We start from the raw sequence: 21,508 nt of genomic DNA on the forward strand, positions 1-21,508 counted from the left end.
TCGGAGGTTTTCTTGTTTGCTTAATGATAACTGATATCGATGGGTGTTTCTCTTGCTAAAATATTATCGGTGGTTTCCGTCATCAGCTTAGCAATCTGATCTTCTGTGGGATGAATGATCCCCGAAGACATCAATGCCGCTAAGCCAGTAGCGACGATCCAGACACCAGTATGCAAGGACTGTAATTTCACGTCCGATAGATCTTGATACTTTGGTTCTTTTTTCACTGATTTCACAAAAAGGTCAAATGAAAACTGCTGCATGGAATCCCCACCACCATGCTCTTCTAAGTATAGCGCTCGGTATAATCGTTTTTCTTTATTTGCAAAGCCAATATAATTTAACGTTAAGTCAACGATGACATCTCCCCGTCTTTCAACTGGAAAAACTTCTGTCGCTAAGTAGTCGTAAATCTGATTGATCAATGCATTTTTTAAGTCATCCATATTTTTAAATTCTAAGTAGATCGGTTGCGTTGAACATTTCATCTTCGCTGCGATATTGCGTGCGGTAAAACGTGTAAATCCTTCGGTTGCGACAACTTCATAGGCAGCTTTTAAAATCTGGTCTCTAGTAATAGTTTTCTTTCTTGCCATAATTTTTTAATCTCCTTAATTCTGCTATACATCGCTTTCAGAAATACCTTTTACTTATTGTATCATGTTTTTTTAAGTTTGCAAAAAAACTTTTAAAATTATTGCCCCTAGTGTTTCCAGTTTTTCAATTTGAAGACCTCTGTTTTTTTGCTCTCTTTTTCGTTTGTTTTCAAAAATACTTAGTGCTATCATGAAGACAGTTATAATTTTAGAATAAATGGAGGAATTTTAATGGTTTTACCAAACTTTAATCAGAACCTTGAAAAATATGCCCAACTGATCACAGAAGTTGGTGTAAATGTCCAAAAAGGGCACACCATCGTCATCCAAATCGCCGTGGACCAAGCACCGTTAGCTCGACTATTGACAAAAAAAGCGTATGAGCTAGGCGCTGATGAAGTAATCGTTCAATGGACCGACGATGTGGTTCAAAAAGAATTTCTTGCGCATGCAGCTGAGGATCGTTTGTCTACGATCCCTCAACACAAAATTGATCAGACAGAAGATTGGGTCGAAAAAGGTGCGAGCCGCATCAGTGTCGTTTCTGCCAATCCCGATGCGTTAGCGGGCGTTGACTCAGATCGGGTCGCCGCTTTCCAAGCAGCTTCTGGTAAGGCGATGATGAAACTGCGTCAAGCAACACAAGCCAACAAAGTCAGCTGGACCGTTGTTGCTGCTGCAGGTCAAGATTGGGCACAAAAAGTGTTCCCTGATGCTTCCCCAGAAGAAGCACAAGACAAGCTATGGGATCAAATTTTCAAAACGACGCGTATCTACGAAGAAGATCCTGTTGCTGCTTGGAAAAAACATGATGAAACACTGCAAGTCAAGGCAGAAGAATTGAACAAAGAACAATTCAGCGCATTACACTATACAGCACCGGGTACCGATTTGATCATCGGCCTACCAAAAAATCACTTGTGGGAAGGTGCTGGCAGCTACAACACCCGCAATGAAAAATTCATGGCGAACATGCCGACAGAAGAAGTCTTTACTGCCCCAGATAATCGTCGCATCGATGGCTATATTTCAAGTACGAAACCATTGAGCTACGCAGGTACGATTATTTCTGGCATGAAATTCACCTTCAAAGACGGTAAAGTCGTGGACTTTTCTGCAGAACAAGGCGAAGAAGTGTTAGGCAAATTGCTAGCGATCGATGAAGGAGCGAAATCTTTAGGTGAAGTCGCTTTAGTCCCTGACCCTTCCCCTATCTCACAATCTGGCATCATCTTCTTCAATACGTTGTTTGATGAAAATGCCTCAAACCACTTGGCTTTAGGCTCTGCTTATGCCTTCAGCTTACAAGGCGGCACTGAGATGAGTGAAGAAGAACTGGCAGCGGCTGGTTTAAACCGCAGCCAAACCCACGTAGACTTCATGGTCGGCTCTGACCAAATGTCCATCGATGGCATCAAAGAAGATGGCACCACAGTTCCTGTCTTCCGCAATGGTGATTGGGCTTAATAAAAAAAGGCTGAGGTGGAGTAGCTCCCCTCGGTCTTCTTTTTACATAGAATATTGAGAACCGGCGGCTTTTTTCATAGTAATCAGCTGGCTTTTTTGATAAAATCTACTTTGATAGTCTTTGATAAGAGAGGATGGATCCGATGACACCAAATCGTGAAGATTATTTAAAGCTCATCTTAGAGCTTGGTGGTGACCAAAAGAAGATCAATAACAAACAAATCGTGTCAGGTCTGGACGTCTCAGCAGCTTCAGTAAGTGAAATGATTTCAAAATTATTAAAAGAAGGCTTAGTGGAACATTCACCTTATCAAGGGGTACAGTTGACTGAAACTGGTTTAGCTTCTGCAAGTGCCCTCATTCGTAAGCATCGTTTATGGGAAGTCTTTCTTGTGGAGCACCTGCATTATTCATGGAATGAAGTTCATGATGACGCAGAAGTTTTAGAACATGTCACCTCAGAAACGTTGGCGAGCCGCTTAGAAGCCTACCTTGATCATCCTCGGTATTGCCCACATGGGGGAATGATTCCTGAACAAGGAGAACTCATTCACGAAGGCGAAAAAAACACCATGAGTTCTTATCCGGTAGGAACCAAGATTCGTATCGCCCGTGTCCTTGACGAACGAGAACTGCTGGATTATCTCGTTTCGATCAAATTGAATATTCATGAAGAATACGAGATCATCGATGCGGCAGCATACGAGGGTCCGATTACGATCAAAAATGACACAAAAGAAATTGCTGTCAGCTACAAAGCCGCCAGCACGATTTTTGTCGATAAACTGTAAGGAGTGAAGATGATGGAAAAAAAGGTCCTTTTTACGATTTTTGGCGGTACGGGCGACCTTGCCCAACGCAAACTATATCCTTCTTTGTTTCGGTTGTACAAAAAAGGCGATTTGAAAGAAGATTTTGCAGTCATTGGTACTGCACGCCGTCCTTGGTCGGATGAACACTATCGTGAAGTGGTGATAGGTACAATCAAAGAATTGAGTGACTCACAAGAACAAGCAGAGACATTCGCTTCTCATTTCTACTACCAATCACATGATGTAACAGATACGAGCCATTATGATTCATTAAAGGATTTGGCGGAAACCTTAGATCAGAAATACCATTTAGAAGGCAATCAGATTTTTTACTTAGCAATGTCCCCTAATTTCTTTGGGACGATCGTTTCTCACTTGAAATCCCAAGGAATGCTGGATACTGAGGGCTACCATCGGGTGATCATCGAGAAACCGTTTGGAAGCGACTATAATTCAGCAAAAGAATTGAATGAAGAGATCAATCAAGTCTTTACGGAACAAGAAATCTACCGAATCGATCACTATTTAGGAAAAGAAATGATCCAAAATATTTCTGCGATTCGTTTTGCCAATAACATTTTTGAGTCAATGTGGAACAATCGTTACATTGACAATGTTCAGATCAATATCGCAGAAAACTTAGGCGTAGAAGAACGCGGCGGCTATTATGATAAGAGCGGTGCCTTGAAGGATATGGTCCAAAATCATATTCTGCAGATTCTTTCCTTATTAGCCATGGAACCGCCAGTGGCTTTTTCTGAAAAAGAATTACGGACAGAAAAAATCAAAGCCTTAAATGCGATCCGTATCTACTCCGAAGAAGAAGTGAAACAACACTTCGTTCGTGGTCAATACGATAAGGGACAATTAGAAGACAAGAAATTTGTTGGCTACCGTGAAGAAGCCAATGTGGATGAAGAATCGGCAACGGAAACCTTCGTTGCTGGGAAATTTTTGATCGATAACTTCCGCTGGTCCGGCGTACCATTTTATGTACGCACTGGGAAACGGTTGACGGAAAAAGGCACTCGCATCAACATTGTCTTTAAACAAGTCCCAGTCAATGTCTTTAAGCAAGACCTGAATGAACAAAAGCAAATCGAGAGTTTGGCACCGAATGTGCTGACGATTTACATTCAACCGACGGAAGGCTTCTCTCTTTCCTTGAACGGAAAAGAAATTGGCCAAGGGTTTGAGACATTGCCAGTGAAGCTCGATTACCGAAATAGTACTGAAATCGTCGAAAACACCCCTGAAGCTTACGAAAAACTAATTCTAGATGCCTTGAACGGTGATGGCACTAACTTTACCCACTGGGATGAAGTTGCCCAATCTTGGCGCATCGTTGATGTGATCCGTCACGCTTGGGACCAAGAAACACCTGATTTTCCAAATTATGCCGCAGGAACGATGGGCCCCCAAGCAGCCTATGATCTCTTAGCTGCCGATGGCTTTGAATGGATCTGGCGTCCCGATGAATGGTATCGTGAGCGAGATTTACTAAATGAGAAATAAGCAAATGGTCAATTGGATGAGGAAAAAACATCCAATTGGCCGTTTTTCTTTTTTACCGACTGTTTATAATAGAAAGAAATGAGAAATGAAAGGAGCAGCAGACATGAAACAAGTCTTATCGATCGCCGGTCTCGACAGTTTGGCAGGTGGCGGCATGACGGCTGATTTGAAAACATTTGAGGAATTCGGGGTGTTTGGCCATGCCCTATTAACATGTGTGGTCGCCATCAAGGATGATCTTATGTTCCATGATCTCCCTGAGCCTGTGATCCAAGCACAACTGGATTCACTGCGTTCGGTCGTATCCCTAGATGCAATCAAAATCGGGCTGCTTCATCAAACCGCCATCATTGAATTGCTGCGAGATTTTTTACAAACATTTACCGGACCGATCGTGCTCGATCCCGTTCTCGCCTTCAAAGAAGGAGATACTGCCTTTAACCACTCCTATCAAGCAGGATTGATCTCATTGTTTCCTTACACAGCATTAGTGACACCTAATCTACTCGAAGCACAACACTTATCTGGACAAAGCATTACCTCTTTAGCAGAGATGAAAACGGCGGCAAAAAAAATCCATGCGCTGGGTGCCCCAAATGTTCTGATCAAAGGTGGCAGTCGACTAACTGGGGAAACAGCCTATGATGTTTTGTATCAAGAAGGACAATTTACCGTTTTTGAGGCAGAAAAAAGTACGCGAACCACAACCAACGGTGCTGGCTGTACCCTCTCATCAGCGATTGCCGCAATGCTTGCTAAAGGCACTTCGTTGGAAGCAGCTATCCAAACCGCAAAAGCATTTGTTTGGGCAGGGATTGAAGACGGTCTGCCTTTAGGTACCTCTGGCAACGTCAATCAGCTCGCCTATTTTAAAAAGGAGGAACACCTATGAAAGTAAGAAACCTAACGACGATCGCTATGCTGACGGCACTCACGTGTGCACTTTCTTTGACCTTTATCATTCCTGTTCCGCAAACGAAGGGCTTTGTGACCTTATGTGAAGCAGGGATCTATATCTCGGCCCTGTTGTTCGGACCTAGCGCCGGTGCCTTCGTCGGTGGAATGAGCGGCGGCATCATTGATTTTCTATCAGGTTACCCTGAATGGGCCTTCTTTTCCATCGTGATCCATGGTGTGCAAGGCTGGATCGTAGGTAGAATGAGCCATCGGCCACTAGCAGCCGTCATTGTCGGTAGCTTAATCATGATCGCCGGCTATGCAGCAGCAACGGTTTTGCTATTCGGTTTAGGCGCTGGGATCGCCTCGATCCCAAGTAATTTGATCCAAACGGTCTTTGGCAGCATCGTTGCTTTACCCCTGACGCATGCTTTGCGCCGCACGAAAAAGTTTTCTTTAAATGAAAGGTGATTCTTATGACAGATATCAATCAATTAAAAACGGATTTAACTACGATCGTTGAAGAAGTCATTACGACAGCGAACGTTGGTGAAAATGATCTTTTTGTCCTTGGTTGTTCAACAAGTGAAGTCGTGGGCGGCTTGATTGGCAAAAATTCCAGTCAAGAAGTAGGCATGGTTATCGTTGAAACACTACGAGCGATCTTGCGTCCCCAAAATATTCATTTAGCCGTTCAAGGCTGTGAACATCTCAATCGGGCTTTAGCTGTTGAGCGTGAAACGGCTCGACTATATCAATTAGAAGAAGTCGCAGTAGTGCCCCAGTTGCATGCAGGCGGTGCTTGCTCAGTTGCCGCTTTCCAGCTGTTCGATGAACCTATTGAAGTGGAGCACATAGTAGCAAAAGCTGGCATCGATATTGGCGACACAGCAATCGGCATGCATGTCAAACATGTTCAAATCCCGATCCGTCCCTCTATCAAGTCCCTCGGCGCTGCCCATGTCACAGCTCTGGGATCACGGCCCAAATATATTGGTGGTCCTCGTGCGCATTACGCACAATAAGCAAATCGTATAATAATCGAAAAGCCATCATCAAAAAGAAAAAGCATGCTTCGGCATGCTTTTTTTGTGTCAACGTTCCTGCTATTGCCTCCCCCTTTCTTTCAGAGTGCTCTTTTTTCACTATTTTTTCCATTCCATTTTATGGCAGCTTTTTCTACTTCAAAGGCAAGTTTCTTTCTGGTGTAAAAGGAGCGGCAGCTGTCGCTTTCCTTTTGTCATAAATTCGTCAGAATTTCATCACAAAAAGAAAAGAAAGATACCAGTAAGCCCGCAAATTTCTTTTTTCTTTCCTTGATAGACTGAATGTAGTAAGAATCGAAAAGCGGAAGGAAGAAAAACATGAAAAAAATCGCCATTATTTTTGGAGGCAATTCACCGGAATACACCGTTTCTTTAGCCTCAGCAACTAGCGCAATCGAAGCACTCCAATCATCTCCCTATGACTACGACCTCTCTTTGATCGGGATCGCCCCAGATGCTATGGATTGGTACTTGTATACAGGAGAACTGGAAAACATCCGACAAGACACGTGGTTGTTGGATACGAAACATAAACAGAAAATCCAGCCGCTATTCGAAGGAAACGGCTTTTGGCTAAGTGAAGAGCAGCAAACGTTAGTACCTGATATTTTATTTCCCATTATGCATGGCAAATACGGGGAAGATGGCAGTATCCAAGGATTGTTTGAATTGATGAAACTACCTTATGTAGGTTGCGGGGTGGCAGGTTCTGCCTTATGTATGAACAAATGGCTGCTGCATCAAGCTGCAGCAGCCATTGGCGTACAAAGTGCTCCTACGATTCTCTTGACAAATCAAGCCAACCAGCAAGAACAAATCGAAGCTTTTATCCAGACCCATGGCTTCCCAGTTTTCTTTAAGCCTAATGAAGCGGGCTCTTCAAAAGGGATCACTAAAGTCACCTGCGTTGAAGAAATCGCTTCTGCCTTAAAAAAAGCCTTTACTTATTGTTCCGCAGTGCTCCTACAAAAAAATATTGCCGGTGTTGAGATCGGTTGCGGTATTTTGGGCAACGACTCTTTGACTGTCGGTGCTTGTGACGCCATTTCATTAGTAGACGGCTTTTTCGATTTTGAAGAAAAGTACCAGCTGATCAGCGCCAAAATCACCGTCCCTGCGCCATTGCCTGAAACGATTGAAACCAAGGTCAAAGAACAAGCTCAGCTGCTCTATCGTAGTCTTGGTCTTAAAGGTCTTGCTCGCATCGACTTTTTTGTCACGGATCAAGGAGAACTATACTTGAATGAAATCAATACTATGCCGGGCTTTACGAGTCACTCCCGTTATCCTGCCATGATGGCAGCGGTCGGCTTATCCTATCAAGAACTACTACAAAAACTGCTTGTCTTAGCAAAGGAGGAAGTCAAATGAATCCCTATCTACAGTTAGTTAGCAAAGAATTTCCGTTAGAAAAAAACCAAGAGCCGCCTCATTTAGTCCTTGCTGCCTTCAGCGAAGACGAGATTTACTTGCAGCCAGAAGCAGCCAAACAATGGAAACGGCTCGTCAAATCCTTAAAGCTTGAAGACGAGATCTGCTTGTTAGATGGCTACCGAACCGAAAAGCAGCAACGGTATTTATGGGAATATTCCTTGAAAGAAAATGGGCTAGCCTATACGAAACAATTTGTGGCGTTGCCCGGTTGCAGTGAACATCAGTTAGGCTTAGCGATCGATGTTGGTTTAAAGGGCAGCCAGGATGATTTGATCTGCCCACGATTTCGTGACAGCGCAGCCGCTGATTTATTTACCCAGGAAATGATGAACTATGGGTTTATTTTACGCTATCCCGCAGACAAACAGGAAATTACAGGGATTGGCTATGAACCGTGGCATTTTCGTTATGTTGGTCTGCCTCATAGTCAAATCATCGCCAGTCAACAGTGGACCTTGGAAGAATACCATCAATACCTTGAACAAACTGCGAGGCAGTTCGCATGAAGAAGAATCAAGGAATCGAGCAATTCCGGATGATTTTGGCGATGATGGTGGTGGCGATCCACTGTCTGCCTCTTCACCGCTTATGGCCTGACGGTGATATCCTGATCACGTTGACGCTCTTCAGAATTGCCGTCCCCTTCTTTTTTATGATCAGCGGATATTACGTGTTCAGCGACTTAGCCACCCAAAACAGCTATCCTGCCAGACAGCGTGTCTGGCAGTTTATTAAAAAGCAGCTGCAAGTCTACCTCATAGCCACACTGCTCTTTTTGCCGCTTGCTTGGTACAGCGGCATGCTTGGGTTGAACATGCCGCTGGGCACCTTTATCCAAACATTGTTGGTCACTGGCATTCTTTACCATCTTTGGTATTTTCCTGCGATCATTACCGGCAGTCTACTAGTGATGGGCCTCTTGACACGGCTTTCTTTCAAGCAGGTGTTTTTCATTGCTGTCGGTTTGTATGTGGTTGGTTTAGGTGGGGACAGTTGGTCTGGCCTGGCTGCACAAACACCCATTACGCCAGTCTATTCACTGATTTTTCAACTATTGGATGGAACTCGCAACGGCATTTTTTTTGCTCCTTTGTTTTTGATCTTAGGGGTACTAGCCAGAAGATTTTCCAAGAAACCAGTTTCTCCCCATCGCTATAGTTATCTGCTGATCAGTCTGATTTGCTTGCTTTTGGAAAGTTACCTTTTGCATCACTTTACCACGCCGAAACATGACAGCATGTATGTTTTTTTGCCCTTCGTCCTGTTGTTTTTATTTCCGATCATCCAGCAATGGCAAGCACCCATAATCTGGAAACAAGCGGGTCGACTGTCCCTTTGGCTCTATTTGCTCCATCCTTATACCATTGCAGTGACCCATTTTCTTAGTCAAAAGCTGCCCTTGCTGCAAAACAATCTGATCAATTTCTTCGTGGTCTTAGGACTGACCATTGGGGTGGTGCAAGGTCTCTTTGCTTTGCAAAAGCTGTTCCCGTTTTCGAAAAAAACGCCGCCCAAATTGCAGCGAGCAGCCAAAGAATTTTCCGCCCCCGCTTTGTTGCACAACCTGCAGGAAATCAAGCGATTGATCCCAGCAACAACAAAAGTGATGGCGGTGGTTAAAGCGGATGCTTATGGTTGTGATGCGAAGACGGTCGCCAGTACCCTAGAAAGAGCCGGCGTTGATTTCTTTGCCGTTGCTACCCTTGAAGAAGCCATTGAATTACGGCGAGCTGGCATCAAAAGTCGCTTACTGATTTTAGGGTACACTTCTGCCCAACGTGCCAAAGAGCTGAAACATTATTCCTTGATTCAAACCATTGTTAGTGAGGCCCATGGGCATGCTTTAGCCCAAACAAGAATTCCGATCGAATGCCATTTAGCGGTAGATACTGGTATGCACCGCTTAGGCGTTGCACCTGATCTTGAGACAGTTACTGGACTTTACGCCTTGCCATCTCTCAAGATCACGGGCATTTTTTCCCATCTAGGCTCTTCAGATCAGCTGGATACGGCAAGTATCTTGCGGACACAAGCCCAAATCACTTGTTTTGATGATCTGTTGGCTGGCTTATCAGCTAGAAATATCGCCTATGGACTGACACATCTGCAAAGCAGCTACGGAATATTGAATTACCCAGAGAAACACTATGATTATGTACGTCCAGGTATTCTTCTAACTGGTTCATTGAGCGTCCCGAACGAACCAACGAAGCAGAAGATAAACGTACAGCCGATTTTGACACTCAAAGCCTTACTGGTAGACAAAAAACCAGTTGCCGCTGGTGAAGCGATCGGCTATGGATTAGGCTCTGTTTTTGATCGACCAGCCACGATCGGGATCGTTAGCATCGGCTACTGCGACGGGGTTCCACGTGCCCTATCAAACCAAGGGTTCCAGCTTTCTTATCAAGGTGCTTTACTCCCGCAGATTGGGTTGGTTTGTATGGATATGCTCTTGATCGATTTAACGGACTATCCAGAACTGGCGGTCGAAAGTTCGCTCGAAGTAATCAGCGATTGGACGACTACCGCTGATCAAGCACAAACCATTACCAATGAATTGATCAGCCGCCTAGGTTCCCGCATCACCTCTAGTTCAAAGTAGAAAACGAATGCATTCGCTTACCGATTACGGTATGATGGGTGTAGAGTAAATGGTAGTGTAAATGAAAAATGATCGTAGATAGTTGGAGTGAATCAAGGATGGCAGAAAAAATAATTGTTGTTGATGATGAAAAAGAAATCGCGGAGTTAGTCACGACGTTTCTAAGGAATGAAGGCTTCCAAGTAGAACCTTTTTATGATGGAACGAGCGCTTTGGCTTATCTTGAAAAAGAAACGGTCGATGTGGCGGTTTTAGATGTGATGCTGCCGGATATCGACGGCTTTCAGCTGCTGCAGCAAATTCGTAAGACCCACTTTTTCCCAGTATTGATGCTCACGGCAAAAGGGGAAGACTTGGATAAAATCACCGGTCTAAGCCTTGGGGCAGATGATTATGTGACCAAGCCCTTCAATCCTTTAGAAGTCGTTGCTCGGGTCAAAACGCAGCTGCGGCGATACCAGCGTTACAACCAGTCAGCGAATCCCCAAAAGATTGAAGAATACGAAAAGGAAGGCTTACTGTTGAAAATCAACAGCCACCAATGTTTTCTTTATGGCAAAGAGGTTTTCTTGACCCCCATCGAATTTAAAATCTTGCTTTACTTATTTGAACACCAAGGATCGGTCGTTGCCTCGGAAACCCTTTTTGAAGCAGTTTGGAAAGAAAAGTATTTAGACAACAATAACACAGTGATGGCACATATCGCCCGTTTGCGGGAAAAACTGAACGAACAACCCCGCAAACCGAAATTAATCAAAACCGTATGGGGGGTCGGCTATATCATTGAAAAATAGAAATCCATTGATCCGCAAGCTCTTGACCCAATACTTTATCACCACGGGCATCTTGATGGCGATCTTGATCATCATTCCTTTCGCAGTACGCTTCGTTGCTGGAATGAGGGTCTGGTATGGCTATGAACCCATTTATCAAATTTTACGACTTTTTGCTGACTATTGGCTTCTTTGCTTAGCCATCGGGGCCTTACTGATTTGGGTGAGCACAACGATTTATTATATGAGCAAAGCTATCAGTTATTTGAATGAAACGATCCAAGCCACAAACCAACTGATTGCCGAACCCACGAAGCGAATCGTTCTTTCCAGCAATATGATTGATGTGCAAGAAGAAATGAACCAGTTGCGGGAGAAAAACTTACAGGATCAACGAGCCGCCAAAGAAGCGGAACAACGAAAAAATGATTTGATCGTCTATCTCGCACATGATTTACGAACGCCTTTGACCAGTGTGATCGGCTATTTGACGCTTTTAGAAGAGGAACCGCAGCTTTCTACCGAACTACGCGCACGCTATACGAAGATCGCCTTGCAAAAAGCCCAACGGCTGGAACTATTGATCAGCGAATTTTTCGAAATCACCCGCTTTAATCTTACAACGATCGCCTTACAAACTGAAACCACGGATCTGAGCTTGATGCTGGAACAGTTGACGTTTGAATTTTTGCCGCTGTTAGAAGAAAAAAACCTCCATTGGCAACTTCAGCTACAGAAAAAAGTCTTTGCGACCGTTGATACGGAGAAAATGGAACGCGTTTTTGATAACTTGATCCGCAATGCCATCAATTATAGCTATCCTAACTCCCCTTTGCGATTAGCCATCAGCGAGTCTGATGATATCCTGATTCGTTTGACCAATCAAGGAAAAACGATCCCAGCTGAAAAGATCGGCTTGATTTTTGAGCCTTTCTACCGCATGGATGCTTCCCGAGCAACAGCGACGGGTGGGACGGGTCTTGGTTTGCCGATCGCCAAAGAAATCGTTGAAGCATTAGGTGGAAAGATCTGGGCGGAAAGCCGTGATGAAACCATCGTCTTTTCGATTCGCCTACCAAAGGCAGCAATGGAAAAAAATGAACAGCTGTCTAAGCCCCATCCATCTGAACCAATCGCTTAACAGGCAAACAACCTGAGCATTTCGCTGCTCCCCTTCTAATTCTGAAGGAGGAATAGCTGCTCAGGTTGTTTTTTATTGATTGCTTATTGATACACCAATGATCGTAACGCTTGATCGACTTTTTCTGCCGCTAAGCGTCCTTCACGAATCGCCCAGATAACTAAACTCGGTCCTCGTTTGGCATCTCCTGCGACTAACACTCGTTCATTGTTCGTCGTGTAATCATCGTACACTTCTCGCACACCAAAGGCATCGAAGAGTTGGGTCTCTGCACCAACAAAGCCCATTGCTAACAAGACCAAATCCGCTTTGATCACTTGCTCTGTGCCAGGGATCGGCTGAAACTGTTGATCCACTGAGACTGTTTCGATGGCGATCAACTGGCCGCGTTCGGCGCCGATAAAGGCCGTTGTAGACACCCCATGATACGTCACTTGTGTTTGTAGCACTTCAGCCGCTTCTTCTTGCCCATATCCTGTGCGGGCTGTCATTGGGTATTCTGGCCAAGGATTGCTGTCGGTCCGTGTCAATGGCAGTTGGGGCGTGATCTCCAATTGACGCACAGAAGCGGCTCCTTGCCGAATCGCTGAACCAATACAGTCATTTCCAGTGTCGCCGCCACCAATCACGATAACATGCTTGCCAGCAAGTTTTTTACTTGTTGCCGCTTTGCCATGCTTTAACACATCTTTGGTTGCTTCCGTCAGATAATCGACTGCAAATTGCACCCCAGTCAATTCACGACCTGGAATCTTCAAGTCACGAGGAACACTAGCTCCTGTTGCCAAGATGACCCGATCATACTGAGCGGCCAATTCTTCTGCTGACAAGTCACGACCGATCTCCGTATTAGCGACAAAGGTCACGCCTAGCTCTGCCATCAAGTCAATCCGTCGCTGAACGACGTCTTTATCTAATTTCATATTTGGAATACCGTACATCAGTAAACCGCCAAAGCGATCACTGCGTTCATAGACCGTCACTTGATGCCCTAGTTGATTCAAGCGCCATGCAGCGGATAAACCAGCTGGTCCGCTGCCGACGATGGCAACTTTGAACCCAGTCGCTTCTTGAGGCAATCCCGAGGCTTTGACCCAATCATTTTCAAAAGCAGTATCGATAATAAAGCGTTCATTGTCGTGGATCGTGACACCTGAGCCATTCAGTGCTTCGGTACAGCCTTTTTCACAAGGAGCTGGACAAACACGACCAGTCATTTCAGGTAATGGGTTGGTTTTGGCAAGACGCTCAAAAGCGGCTTGGAAACGCCCTTGATAAACCAAGTCATTCCATTCAGGAATCAGGTTGTCATTGGGACAACCTGAAACCGCTCGTTGCCCCCCGTAAAAAGAACCGGTATGACAAAAAGGAATCCCGCAGTTCATACAGCGTGCTGCTTGCTCTTGACGCTCATTTTCAGGCAATGGCGTCTGTAATTCTTGCCAGTCTTCGATTCGTTCTGCCACTGGTCGGGTAGGATTTTCTACTCTTGGGTACTTTAAAAAACCAAATGGATCTGCCATATTAGTCACGCTCCTTTCCTGGGATGGTCAATTGTGGACCGACGACAGCTTCGAAGGCTTTCGTCACAAGTTCATCTCCGACAAACCCTTGGTCCGCCAAGGTCTCCGTCGCTTGGATCATCTGATGGTATTCTGTCGGATAGACTTTGATGAAATGGTGCTGCTGATTTCCCCAATCTTCTAGGATCTCAGCCGCCTTCAATGAATCTGTATAGGCGAAATGCTGCTGGATCATCTCTTTTAGTTGGTGGTCATCGCCGCTTTCGCCAATCCGATATAAATCAACCATTTCCCGATTGCATTTATCGGCAAAGGTTTGATCGGGGTCGTAAACATACGCCACGCCACCGGACATTCCAGCACCGAAGTTGCGGCCGGTTTTTCCTAATATCACCACGACACCGCCAGTCATGTACTCACAGCCATGATCGCCAACACCTTCGACAACGACATTGGCTCCACTGTTACGAACACAAAAGCGTTCGCCAGCAATGCCTCGGAAATAGCCTTCGCCTCGATTTGCCCCGAAGCACGCTACATTACCAACAATTGGTGAATGCTCTGCGTCATAAGCGGCATCTTCAGGTGGCACAATGATCAAGCGGGCACCGCTTAACCCTTTGGCTACATAATCGTTGGCCTCACCGATCAGTTTCAACTGGATGCCCTGGGTGGCAAAAGCCCCAAAGCTTTGTCCAGCAATACCTCGATACGTAAATTGCAACAGACCTGGGGTAACTTCATAATTGCCAAAACGTTCCGCGATCCAGCCTCCTAAACGCGCGCCGACTGAGCGTTGAACATTATTGATCGTATGATTCGTCACGATTTCTTGATTGTTGTCGATAGCAGCTTGTGCAAAAGCATCTAATTCTGGCCATTGACGTTTCTCAAGGAATGGATCGGTCACTTTGCGTTCGATTGGGATCGTCGTCCCAATCATTTTCGAAAAGTCTAATGACTTTGCTTTGCCTTTAGCAACGAAGCGTGGTGTCAACAATTCCGCATGTCCTACCATCTCATCGATGGTACGAAAGCCTAACTCAGCCATCGTTTCCCGTAGATCTTCTGCTAAAAAGTACATCGTGTTGATGATGTGCTCAGGTTTTCCAGCAAAAAATTTTCGCAACGCTGGGTTCTGTGTAGCAATGCCAACAGGACATGTATTGATACTGCATACCCGCATCATGACACAACCAACCGCAACTAGCGCTAAAGAGGCAAAGCTATATTCTTCTGCTCCTAAAAGAGCAGCAATGGCGATGTCCCGACCCGTCATCAATTTTCCATCTGTCTCTAAGGTCATTCGCTGCCGCAAATGATTCATAGCTAACGTTTGATGGGCTTCTGCAAGCCCCATCTCCCAAGGCAAGCCGGCATCACGGATCGAATTTCTCGGAGAAGCACCAGTCCCACCGTCATAGCCTGAGATCACGACTACGTCTGCGCCAGCTTTGACGACACCGGTAGCGATCGTACCCACGCCCGTACTAGAAACCAATTTGACATTGATCCGTGCATACGGATTGATGGCTTTTAAGTCATAGATCAGCTGGGCTAGATCTTCAATCGAATAAATGTCGTGATGTGGTGGCGGTGAAATCAATCGAACACCAGGCGTAGACCCTCGAATCTCGGCGACCCACGGGAAGACTTTATTGCCTGGTAATTGGCCGCCTTCTCCAGGTTTCGCCCCTTGCGCCATTTTGATCTGAAGTTCATCTGCACTCATTAAATATTCGGCGTTGACACCAAAACGGCCTGAAGCTACTTGTTTGATGCGACTATTATAATTAATGCCCTCTACTGGTTTGAAACGATTTCGGTTTTCGCCACCTTCTCCACTGTTGGATTTTGCCCCGATCGCATTCATTCCTTCAGCAATACAGCGATGCGCTTCTTCACTTAGTGAGCCGTAGGACATCGCCCCGACTTTAAATCGTTTGACGATCGTTTCGACAGGCTCCACCTCAGCTAACGGAATACTGCGTCTTGTGTTCGCAAAGGTCCACATAGACCGTAACGTCGTTGGATTGTCCAATGCCTCTTGATTCATTTCCGCCGCATATTCTTTATAAAGCTCATAACTGCCTGTGCGAACGGCTTTTTGGAACCCATAGATCGTTTTTGGATTAAACAAATGATGCTCCCCATCGGCTTTGTACTGGAAACTACCGCCAGAATCAAGATAATCCATTCGTTTTTCACCATATGCTGCCTCATAACGCGTCAGATATTCTTGCTCGATTTGCGCTAATGAGAGTCCACCGATACGGGTAACCGTGCCGGTAAAATATTCAGCGATGACTTTCTCAGAGATGCCAACCGCTTCAAACAATTGTGCCCCGTGGTAACCGGCGATCGTTGAGATTCCCATTCGTGACATGATTTTGACAATGCCCTTTTCACATGCCTTGCGGTAACTTTCGATCTTCTCTGAAAGCTCAAAATGCGCCAATGTCTGGTAAGCCCCATAAGGATGGACCCCACTTGCTCCGTAGCCGACTAACATGGCATAATGATGGACCTCACAGACTTCCGCTGTATCCGCAACGATCGATGCCAAGGAACGTTTGCCTTTTCGCACCAAATAATTGTGCAGGCCTGATACCGCCAAGAGAATCGGAATCGCCACTTTTCCTTCTTGCGCTTGGATGACTTCCCGATCACTTAAAATGACGATTGTTGCCCCAGCATCGATTTTTTGCTCCGTTTCTTTAAAAAGCGCTTCTAACGCTTGTTGCAAAGCTACCCCGTTTTCTGGTACATAATCATAAAGAATCGACTGTAAAACCGCTTTTTGACCATTTTGATTTAACTGTTTGATCTTTTCATATTCACTCGTTTTTAACACAGGACTAGCAATCTTCAGCTTATTACAATTGATTCGGATGTCCTTTGAAACATCCCCATCTCGACCTAAAAACAGCTCGGTACCGATTACTAATTTTTCGCGAATCGCATCAATGGGTGGATTGGTCACTTGGGCGAATTGTTGCTTGAAGTACGTAAACAAGGATTGGGGACGTTCGCTCAAAATAGCTAAGGGTGAATCAAACCCCATGGAGATCACTGGTTCTTCTCCCGTTTGAGCCATTGGTAAAATCAACGTGCGTATGATCTCATCCGTGTAGCCATTTCGTTTCCAAAGGGTCTGAATCGCATCATCTGCTGTTTCTTCCTGCTTCTCAGTCCCAGGAAGCAGCTCTGGTGTCAATAGGTGTTCCGCTAGCCACTCCTGGTAAGGATGGGCATTCGCATAATGCGCTTTGATTTCTTGATTTCGTAAGATCATCCCTTTTTGGGTATCCACCAAAAACATATTTGCTGGTCCAAGCACCCCTTTTTCAATCACTTCCGACGCTGGCAGATCCACCACGCCTGACTCAGAGGCCACGACAACAAAACCAGCTTTCGTGATTGAGTAGCGAGATGGTCGCAATCCATTACGATCAAGGGCAGCTCCCACCATCTCCCCATCGGTAAAGCATAAAGCTGCTGGTCCATCCCAAGGAGCCATAAAGCTTGCATTGTATTCATTAAAAGCCGTCAGTTCTGGCGTCAAGCCAGCTTCTTTAGACCACGCTTCTGGCACCATCATCAACAGTGCTTGGGGAATGTCTCGACCTTGACGATACAAGTATTCCATACAATTTTCCAGCTTCGCAGAATCGGAGTTTTCGTCATCGTAGACTTCGATCTGATGTCCATGCATCCAATTTTCCGCCCCGCGTAACGTGTTGATTTCGCCATTATGGGCTAAGAAACGAAAAGGTTGCGCCCGACTCCAGCTTGGAAAGGTATTCGTTGAAAAACGAGAATGGGTCAAAGCAATACTCGAAGTCATTTCTGGGCTTTGAAGATCTTTGAAAAACAAGCCAACTTGATAGGCATGCAGCATCCCTTTATAAACAACTGTCTTACTGGACAAGCTGCAAATAGACAGCTCATCGGTATGATATGTTTTTTCCAGTTTACGCCGTAGCCGATAAAGCTGATCTTCAAAGGGACGGCCAGCTGCTACATCGACAGGCTTTTCAATAAAGACTTGCACGAAAGATGGCATGACTTTTTGCGCCCCTGGCCCACACTGATAATAATCATATGGAACGTCGCGCTGCCATAAAACCGTAAAACCCATTTGTTGAATGTCTTTAGTTACTTCTTCTTGGACCTGTGCTGCTCGGAGCTTTTCTTTCGGTAAAAAAAACATCCCAACAGCATAGGCGTCTTTTTCAGGTAATGGGATTCCTGCCTCTTTTGCCCGCTGCTGAAAAAAAGGATCTGGCATCGCCATCAAGATTCCTGCTCCGTCCCCCGTGTCAGGTTCAGCGCCAGTTCCCCCTCGATGATTCATCCGTTCTAACATCGTTAAGGCATTTTGGACGAGCTCTCGGGAATAATGACCATTTTTCTGAGCAATGAACCCCATCCCACAAGCATCTTTTTCAAAAGCGGCATCGTACATCGTTTGGTTCGTTGTTTTCATCATCTCTAAATCACTCATGGAATCACACTTTCTTTCAATTTTCTGAATATTCCGATTTTTAACAGTTTACAACCTGATTTTCTATCTGGCAAGTTTTTTTTACTTGATCCGATCTCGTTGCTTTCTTCCTTCAAGGGTTACTTACATCCATTGAACAAGTAGTTACTTGTAAATCACAGGCAGGAGTCTTCGTCTAATAAGGTTTTTTTATTATACAATAAACTATCGTAAAATTATTGCAAACAAATGAGAATCGTTATCAATTAACGCGGATTTTCTCATTTGGATGTCACAAACAGCTGCTTATGTCCCATTTTCAAGGAACAAGCTTGATTGATTTCAAAAAAAAGATGACCCACAATGGGATCATCTTTTTCCGTTTTTTTATTTTTCAAAGCCTTCTGCAACCGCTTCAGGATAGTTTTCTTTGACAATGGCTGCGCAATGGCCGCAAAGTGTTGGTAGCTGCTCTTCTACACCGACATCCACACGGACTTGACGACAACGTTCGCAGACTTCACCTTCGGCTTTTTCCACTAAGATCGCCACGTCTTCGAATTGATAGGCCGCTTCTGGTGCCGCTTCACCTGCTTCTTTGATCGTTAAGAAGTCCGGTGAAATGATCAGCAACTGAGCGATATCTGAATCAATGGCTTTTAGTAATGCCGCAACCGGTTCGGTTGGATAGACAGTCACTTTTGCTTCAAACGATTTCCCGATCAGTTTTGCATTACGCGCTTCTTCCAATGCTTTTAAGACATTGTCACGGAAATCAAGGAAAGCACGCCATAAATCAAGCAGCTCTTCTTGGTTAGCAAATGTATCATAGCCAGGGAACTCCGCTAATTGGACATATTCCTCTTCTTCTTTCAAATGTGACCAGATTTCTTCTGCCGTATGCGGAATGATCGGCGTTAGTAATTTCGTCAACGCAACCGCTGTTTGATAAAAGACGGTTTGCATAGCGCGACGTTGGAAATCATTTTCAGCTTCGATATAAACGACATCTTTCGCAAAATCCAAATAGAAGGATGACATATCGACTGTCAAGAAGTTGATGACTGTTCGGTAAATATGCAAGAAGTTGTATTTTTCATAACCATCTTCTCGGATCGTTTTGATCGTTTGATTCAAACGAACCATCATGTATTTATCAACAGAACGCAAGTTTTCAAATGGTACGCTGTCTTTTGCTGGATCAAAATCATTCGTGTTAGCCAATAAGAAACGCATGGTATTGCGAATTTTCCGATAGACTTCTGATACTTGATTCAAGATATCCATAGACACTCGAACATCCGCTTCGTAGTCAACACTGCTGACCCAAAGGCGCAAAATATCCGCACCCATTTGGTTGATCACTTTTTCTGGTGCAATGGTATTTCCAAGAGATTTACTCATCTTACGGCCTTCGCCATCTAAGGTGAAGCCTTGAGACAAGACGGCTTTGTATGGTGCGACTTCATTGATCGCCACACTAGTTGTGATACTTGAGTTGAACCACCCGCGATATTGATCAGAACCTTCCAAATACATGTCAGCTGGGAACGTCAATTCTGGACGTTGACGTAACACGGCTTCGTGAGAAGAACCTGAATCAAACCAAACATCCATGATGTCAGTTTCTTTCGAGAATTTACCGTTTGGTGAGCCTGGATGCGTAAAGCCAGCCGGCAGCAATTCTTCGGCTTCTTTTTCAAACCAAATCGTTGAACCATGTTCAGCAAACAAGTTTGCCACATGCTCGATCGTTTCAGGCGTGATGATGGCTTCGCCGTTTTCTGCATAAAAGATTGGCAATGGTACACCCCACGCACGTTGACGAGAGATCACCCAGTCGCCGCGATCGCGAATCATATTGTATAAACGGGTTTTGCCCCATGGAATGATCCAATCTACTTTTTCGATCTCATCCAAAATGTTTTGACGGAACTTATCAATTGAAGCAAACCATTGTGGCGTTGCCCGATAGATGACTGGTTTTTTCGTCCGCCAATCATGTGGATAGCTGTGAGTAAAGAAGTTTAGTTTTAATAGCGCCCCTTTTTCTTCTAAAAGCGCAGTGATCATTGGATTGGCTTTGTCATAAAAGACCCCTTCAAATCCTGGTGCTTCTTCTGTGAAGACCCCACGGCTATCGACTGGCGATAAGACATCTAGCCCATATTTTTTGCTGACGATGTAGTCATCTTCCCCGTGTCCTGGTGCAGTGTGGACCAAACCAGTACCGGCATCCAATGTCACATGATCCCCTAACATCAACAGAGACGTACGGTCATAGAAAGGATGTTGCGCCGTCATTTTTTCTAATTGATCGCCTGCCAATTCTTGCAATACTTCGACAGATTCCCAACCAATCTCATTCGTCACGGTTTCTAATAAATCTTTTGCCACGACAAATTTACGACCATCAGCCAAGATTTGAACATAGGCAAAGGTTGGATTCACAGAGATTCCTAGATTCGCTGGCAAGGTCCATGGCGTCGTCGTCCAGATAACAAAAGATGTATCTGAATCAAGCAAATCTTTGCCATCTGCGACTGGGAAAGCAACATAGATGGATGGTGATTTCACATCTTTGTATTCGATCTCGGCTTCTGCTAGTGATGATTCACTAGATGGTGACCAGTAGATTGGTTTTAATCCTTTGTAGATATAGCCTTTTTCTGCCATTTTTCCGAAAACGCGAATTTCTTCAGCTTCATAATCGGGCGTCAGTGTGATGTATGGGTGCTCCCAGTCACCAGAAACCCCTAAACGTTTGAAGTCAGCTCTTTGTGTATCCACTTGGGTCAAAGCATATTCTTCACATTTTTTGCGGTATTCTGCCAAGCTCATTTCTTTGCGCTTGATTCCTTTATTTGTCAACACTTGCTCGATCGGCAAACCATGGGTATCCCAACCAGGTACATAAGGGGAACGGAAACCTGACATTGATTTGGAACGTACGATAATGTCTTTACTGATTTTGTTCAATGAGTGTCCGATATGGATGTTCCCATTTGCATAAGGAGGACCATCGTGTAAGACAAAGGTTGGCTTGCCTTCATTTAATTCTTGACGGCGTTGATACAATCGATTTTCTTCCCATTCTTTTTGCCAATCCACTTCGCGGTTCGGCAAGTTGCCTCGCATTGGAAAAGCGGTTTTTCCAAGATGCAGTGTTTCTTTCATTTTCATTCTTGTTTCGCTCCTTTTCGTCTCACTACG

Annotated in this window: 15 protein-coding genes; 11 read left to right on the forward strand and 4 right to left on the reverse strand. The window is 44.8% G+C overall.

The annotated features are described in order from the left end of the window. Positions 1–20: 20 nt before the first annotated feature. Entirely contained in the window at positions 21–596 is a 576-nt protein-coding gene (locus IGI71_RS12530) for a TetR/AcrR family transcriptional regulator (RefSeq protein ID WP_005228861.1), read from the reverse strand. A 231-nt stretch (positions 597–827) separates the two neighbouring features. On the opposite strand from IGI71_RS12530, the gene IGI71_RS12535 reads away from it, so the two are divergent. The 11 genes from IGI71_RS12535 (at position 828) to vanS (ending at position 12,286) form a co-directional block, all read left to right on the forward strand. Beyond that, positions 828–2,063 carry an aminopeptidase gene (locus IGI71_RS12535; protein ID WP_015510149.1) on the forward strand — a complete coding sequence of 412 codons (1,236 nt, stop codon included), beginning with the start codon at positions 828–830 and terminating at the stop codon, positions 2,061–2,063. Positions 2,064–2,206: 143 nt separating this feature from the next. After that, on the forward strand, positions 2,207–2,854 hold the full coding sequence (locus IGI71_RS12540; protein ID WP_015510150.1) for a metal-dependent transcriptional regulator: 648 nt from the start codon (positions 2,207–2,209) through the stop codon (positions 2,852–2,854). A 9-nt stretch (positions 2,855–2,863) separates the two neighbouring features. After that, the gene (gene zwf, locus IGI71_RS12545) at positions 2,864–4,390 is read left to right on the forward strand and encodes a glucose-6-phosphate dehydrogenase (RefSeq protein WP_333718658.1); all 1,527 of its coding nucleotides are present in this window, start codon (positions 2,864–2,866) and stop codon (positions 4,388–4,390) included. 103 nt (positions 4,391–4,493) lie between these two features. Then, positions 4,494–5,282, forward strand: a complete 789-nt coding sequence (locus IGI71_RS12550) for a bifunctional hydroxymethylpyrimidine kinase/phosphomethylpyrimidine kinase (protein WP_005237263.1) — start codon at positions 4,494–4,496, stop codon at positions 5,280–5,282. Then, entirely contained in the window at positions 5,279–5,758 is a 480-nt protein-coding gene (locus IGI71_RS12555) for an ECF transporter S component (protein WP_015510153.1), read from the forward strand. The genes IGI71_RS12550 and IGI71_RS12555 overlap by 4 nt, the downstream gene beginning before the upstream one ends. Before the next feature lie 5 nt (positions 5,759–5,763). Then, on the forward strand, positions 5,764–6,312 hold the full coding sequence (locus IGI71_RS12560; RefSeq protein ID WP_430615772.1) for a TIGR01440 family protein: 549 nt from the start codon (positions 5,764–5,766) through the stop codon (positions 6,310–6,312). Positions 6,313–6,651: 339 nt separating this feature from the next. After that, complete coding sequence (gene vanC / locus IGI71_RS12565) at positions 6,652–7,704, forward strand: D-alanine--D-serine ligase VanC (RefSeq protein WP_074933485.1); 1,053 nt, start codon at positions 6,652–6,654, stop codon at positions 7,702–7,704. Then, the gene (vanXY, locus tag IGI71_RS12570; protein WP_087627814.1) at positions 7,701–8,273 is read left to right on the forward strand and encodes a D,D-carboxypeptidase/D,D-dipeptidase VanXY; all 573 of its coding nucleotides are present in this window, start codon (positions 7,701–7,703) and stop codon (positions 8,271–8,273) included. Before vanC ends, vanXY begins: the two co-directional genes overlap by 4 nt. Then, a complete protein-coding gene (vanT, locus tag IGI71_RS12575; protein WP_430615773.1) occupies positions 8,270–10,372 on the forward strand; it encodes a membrane-bound serine racemase VanT in 2,103 nt (700 codons plus the stop codon). The genes vanXY and vanT overlap by 4 nt, the downstream gene beginning before the upstream one ends. Positions 10,373–10,470: 98 nt before the next feature. Then, on the forward strand, positions 10,471–11,166 hold the full coding sequence (gene vanR-C / locus IGI71_RS12580; protein ID WP_005228837.1) for a vancomycin resistance response regulator transcription factor VanR-C: 696 nt from the start codon (positions 10,471–10,473) through the stop codon (positions 11,164–11,166). After that, positions 11,156–12,286, forward strand: coding sequence for a vancomycin resistance histidine kinase VanS (gene vanS / locus IGI71_RS12585; protein ID WP_311902450.1), 1,131 nt, complete (start codon positions 11,156–11,158; stop codon positions 12,284–12,286). Before vanR-C ends, vanS begins: the two co-directional genes overlap by 11 nt. 83 nt (positions 12,287–12,369) lie before the next feature. On the opposite strand, the gene IGI71_RS12590 is transcribed toward vanS, so the two are convergent. From IGI71_RS12590 to ileS, 3 genes are all read right to left on the reverse strand, one after another. After that, positions 12,370–13,809, reverse strand: a complete 1,440-nt coding sequence (locus IGI71_RS12590) for a glutamate synthase subunit beta (RefSeq protein ID WP_005228830.1) — start codon at positions 13,807–13,809, stop codon at positions 12,370–12,372. 1 nt (position 13,810) lies between these two features. Next, complete coding sequence (gene gltB, locus IGI71_RS12595) at positions 13,811–18,316, reverse strand: glutamate synthase large subunit (RefSeq protein WP_231434748.1); 4,506 nt, start codon at positions 18,314–18,316, stop codon at positions 13,811–13,813. A 366-nt stretch (positions 18,317–18,682) separates the two neighbouring features. Further along, entirely contained in the window at positions 18,683–21,478 is a 2,796-nt protein-coding gene (gene ileS, locus IGI71_RS12600) for an isoleucine--tRNA ligase (protein ID WP_231434749.1), read from the reverse strand. Positions 21,479–21,508 lie beyond the last annotated feature (30 nt).

The organism is Enterococcus sp. DIV1279b (assembly GCF_050531515.1).
Lineage (GTDB): Bacteria > Bacillota > Bacilli > Lactobacillales > Enterococcaceae > Enterococcus_D > Enterococcus_D casseliflavus.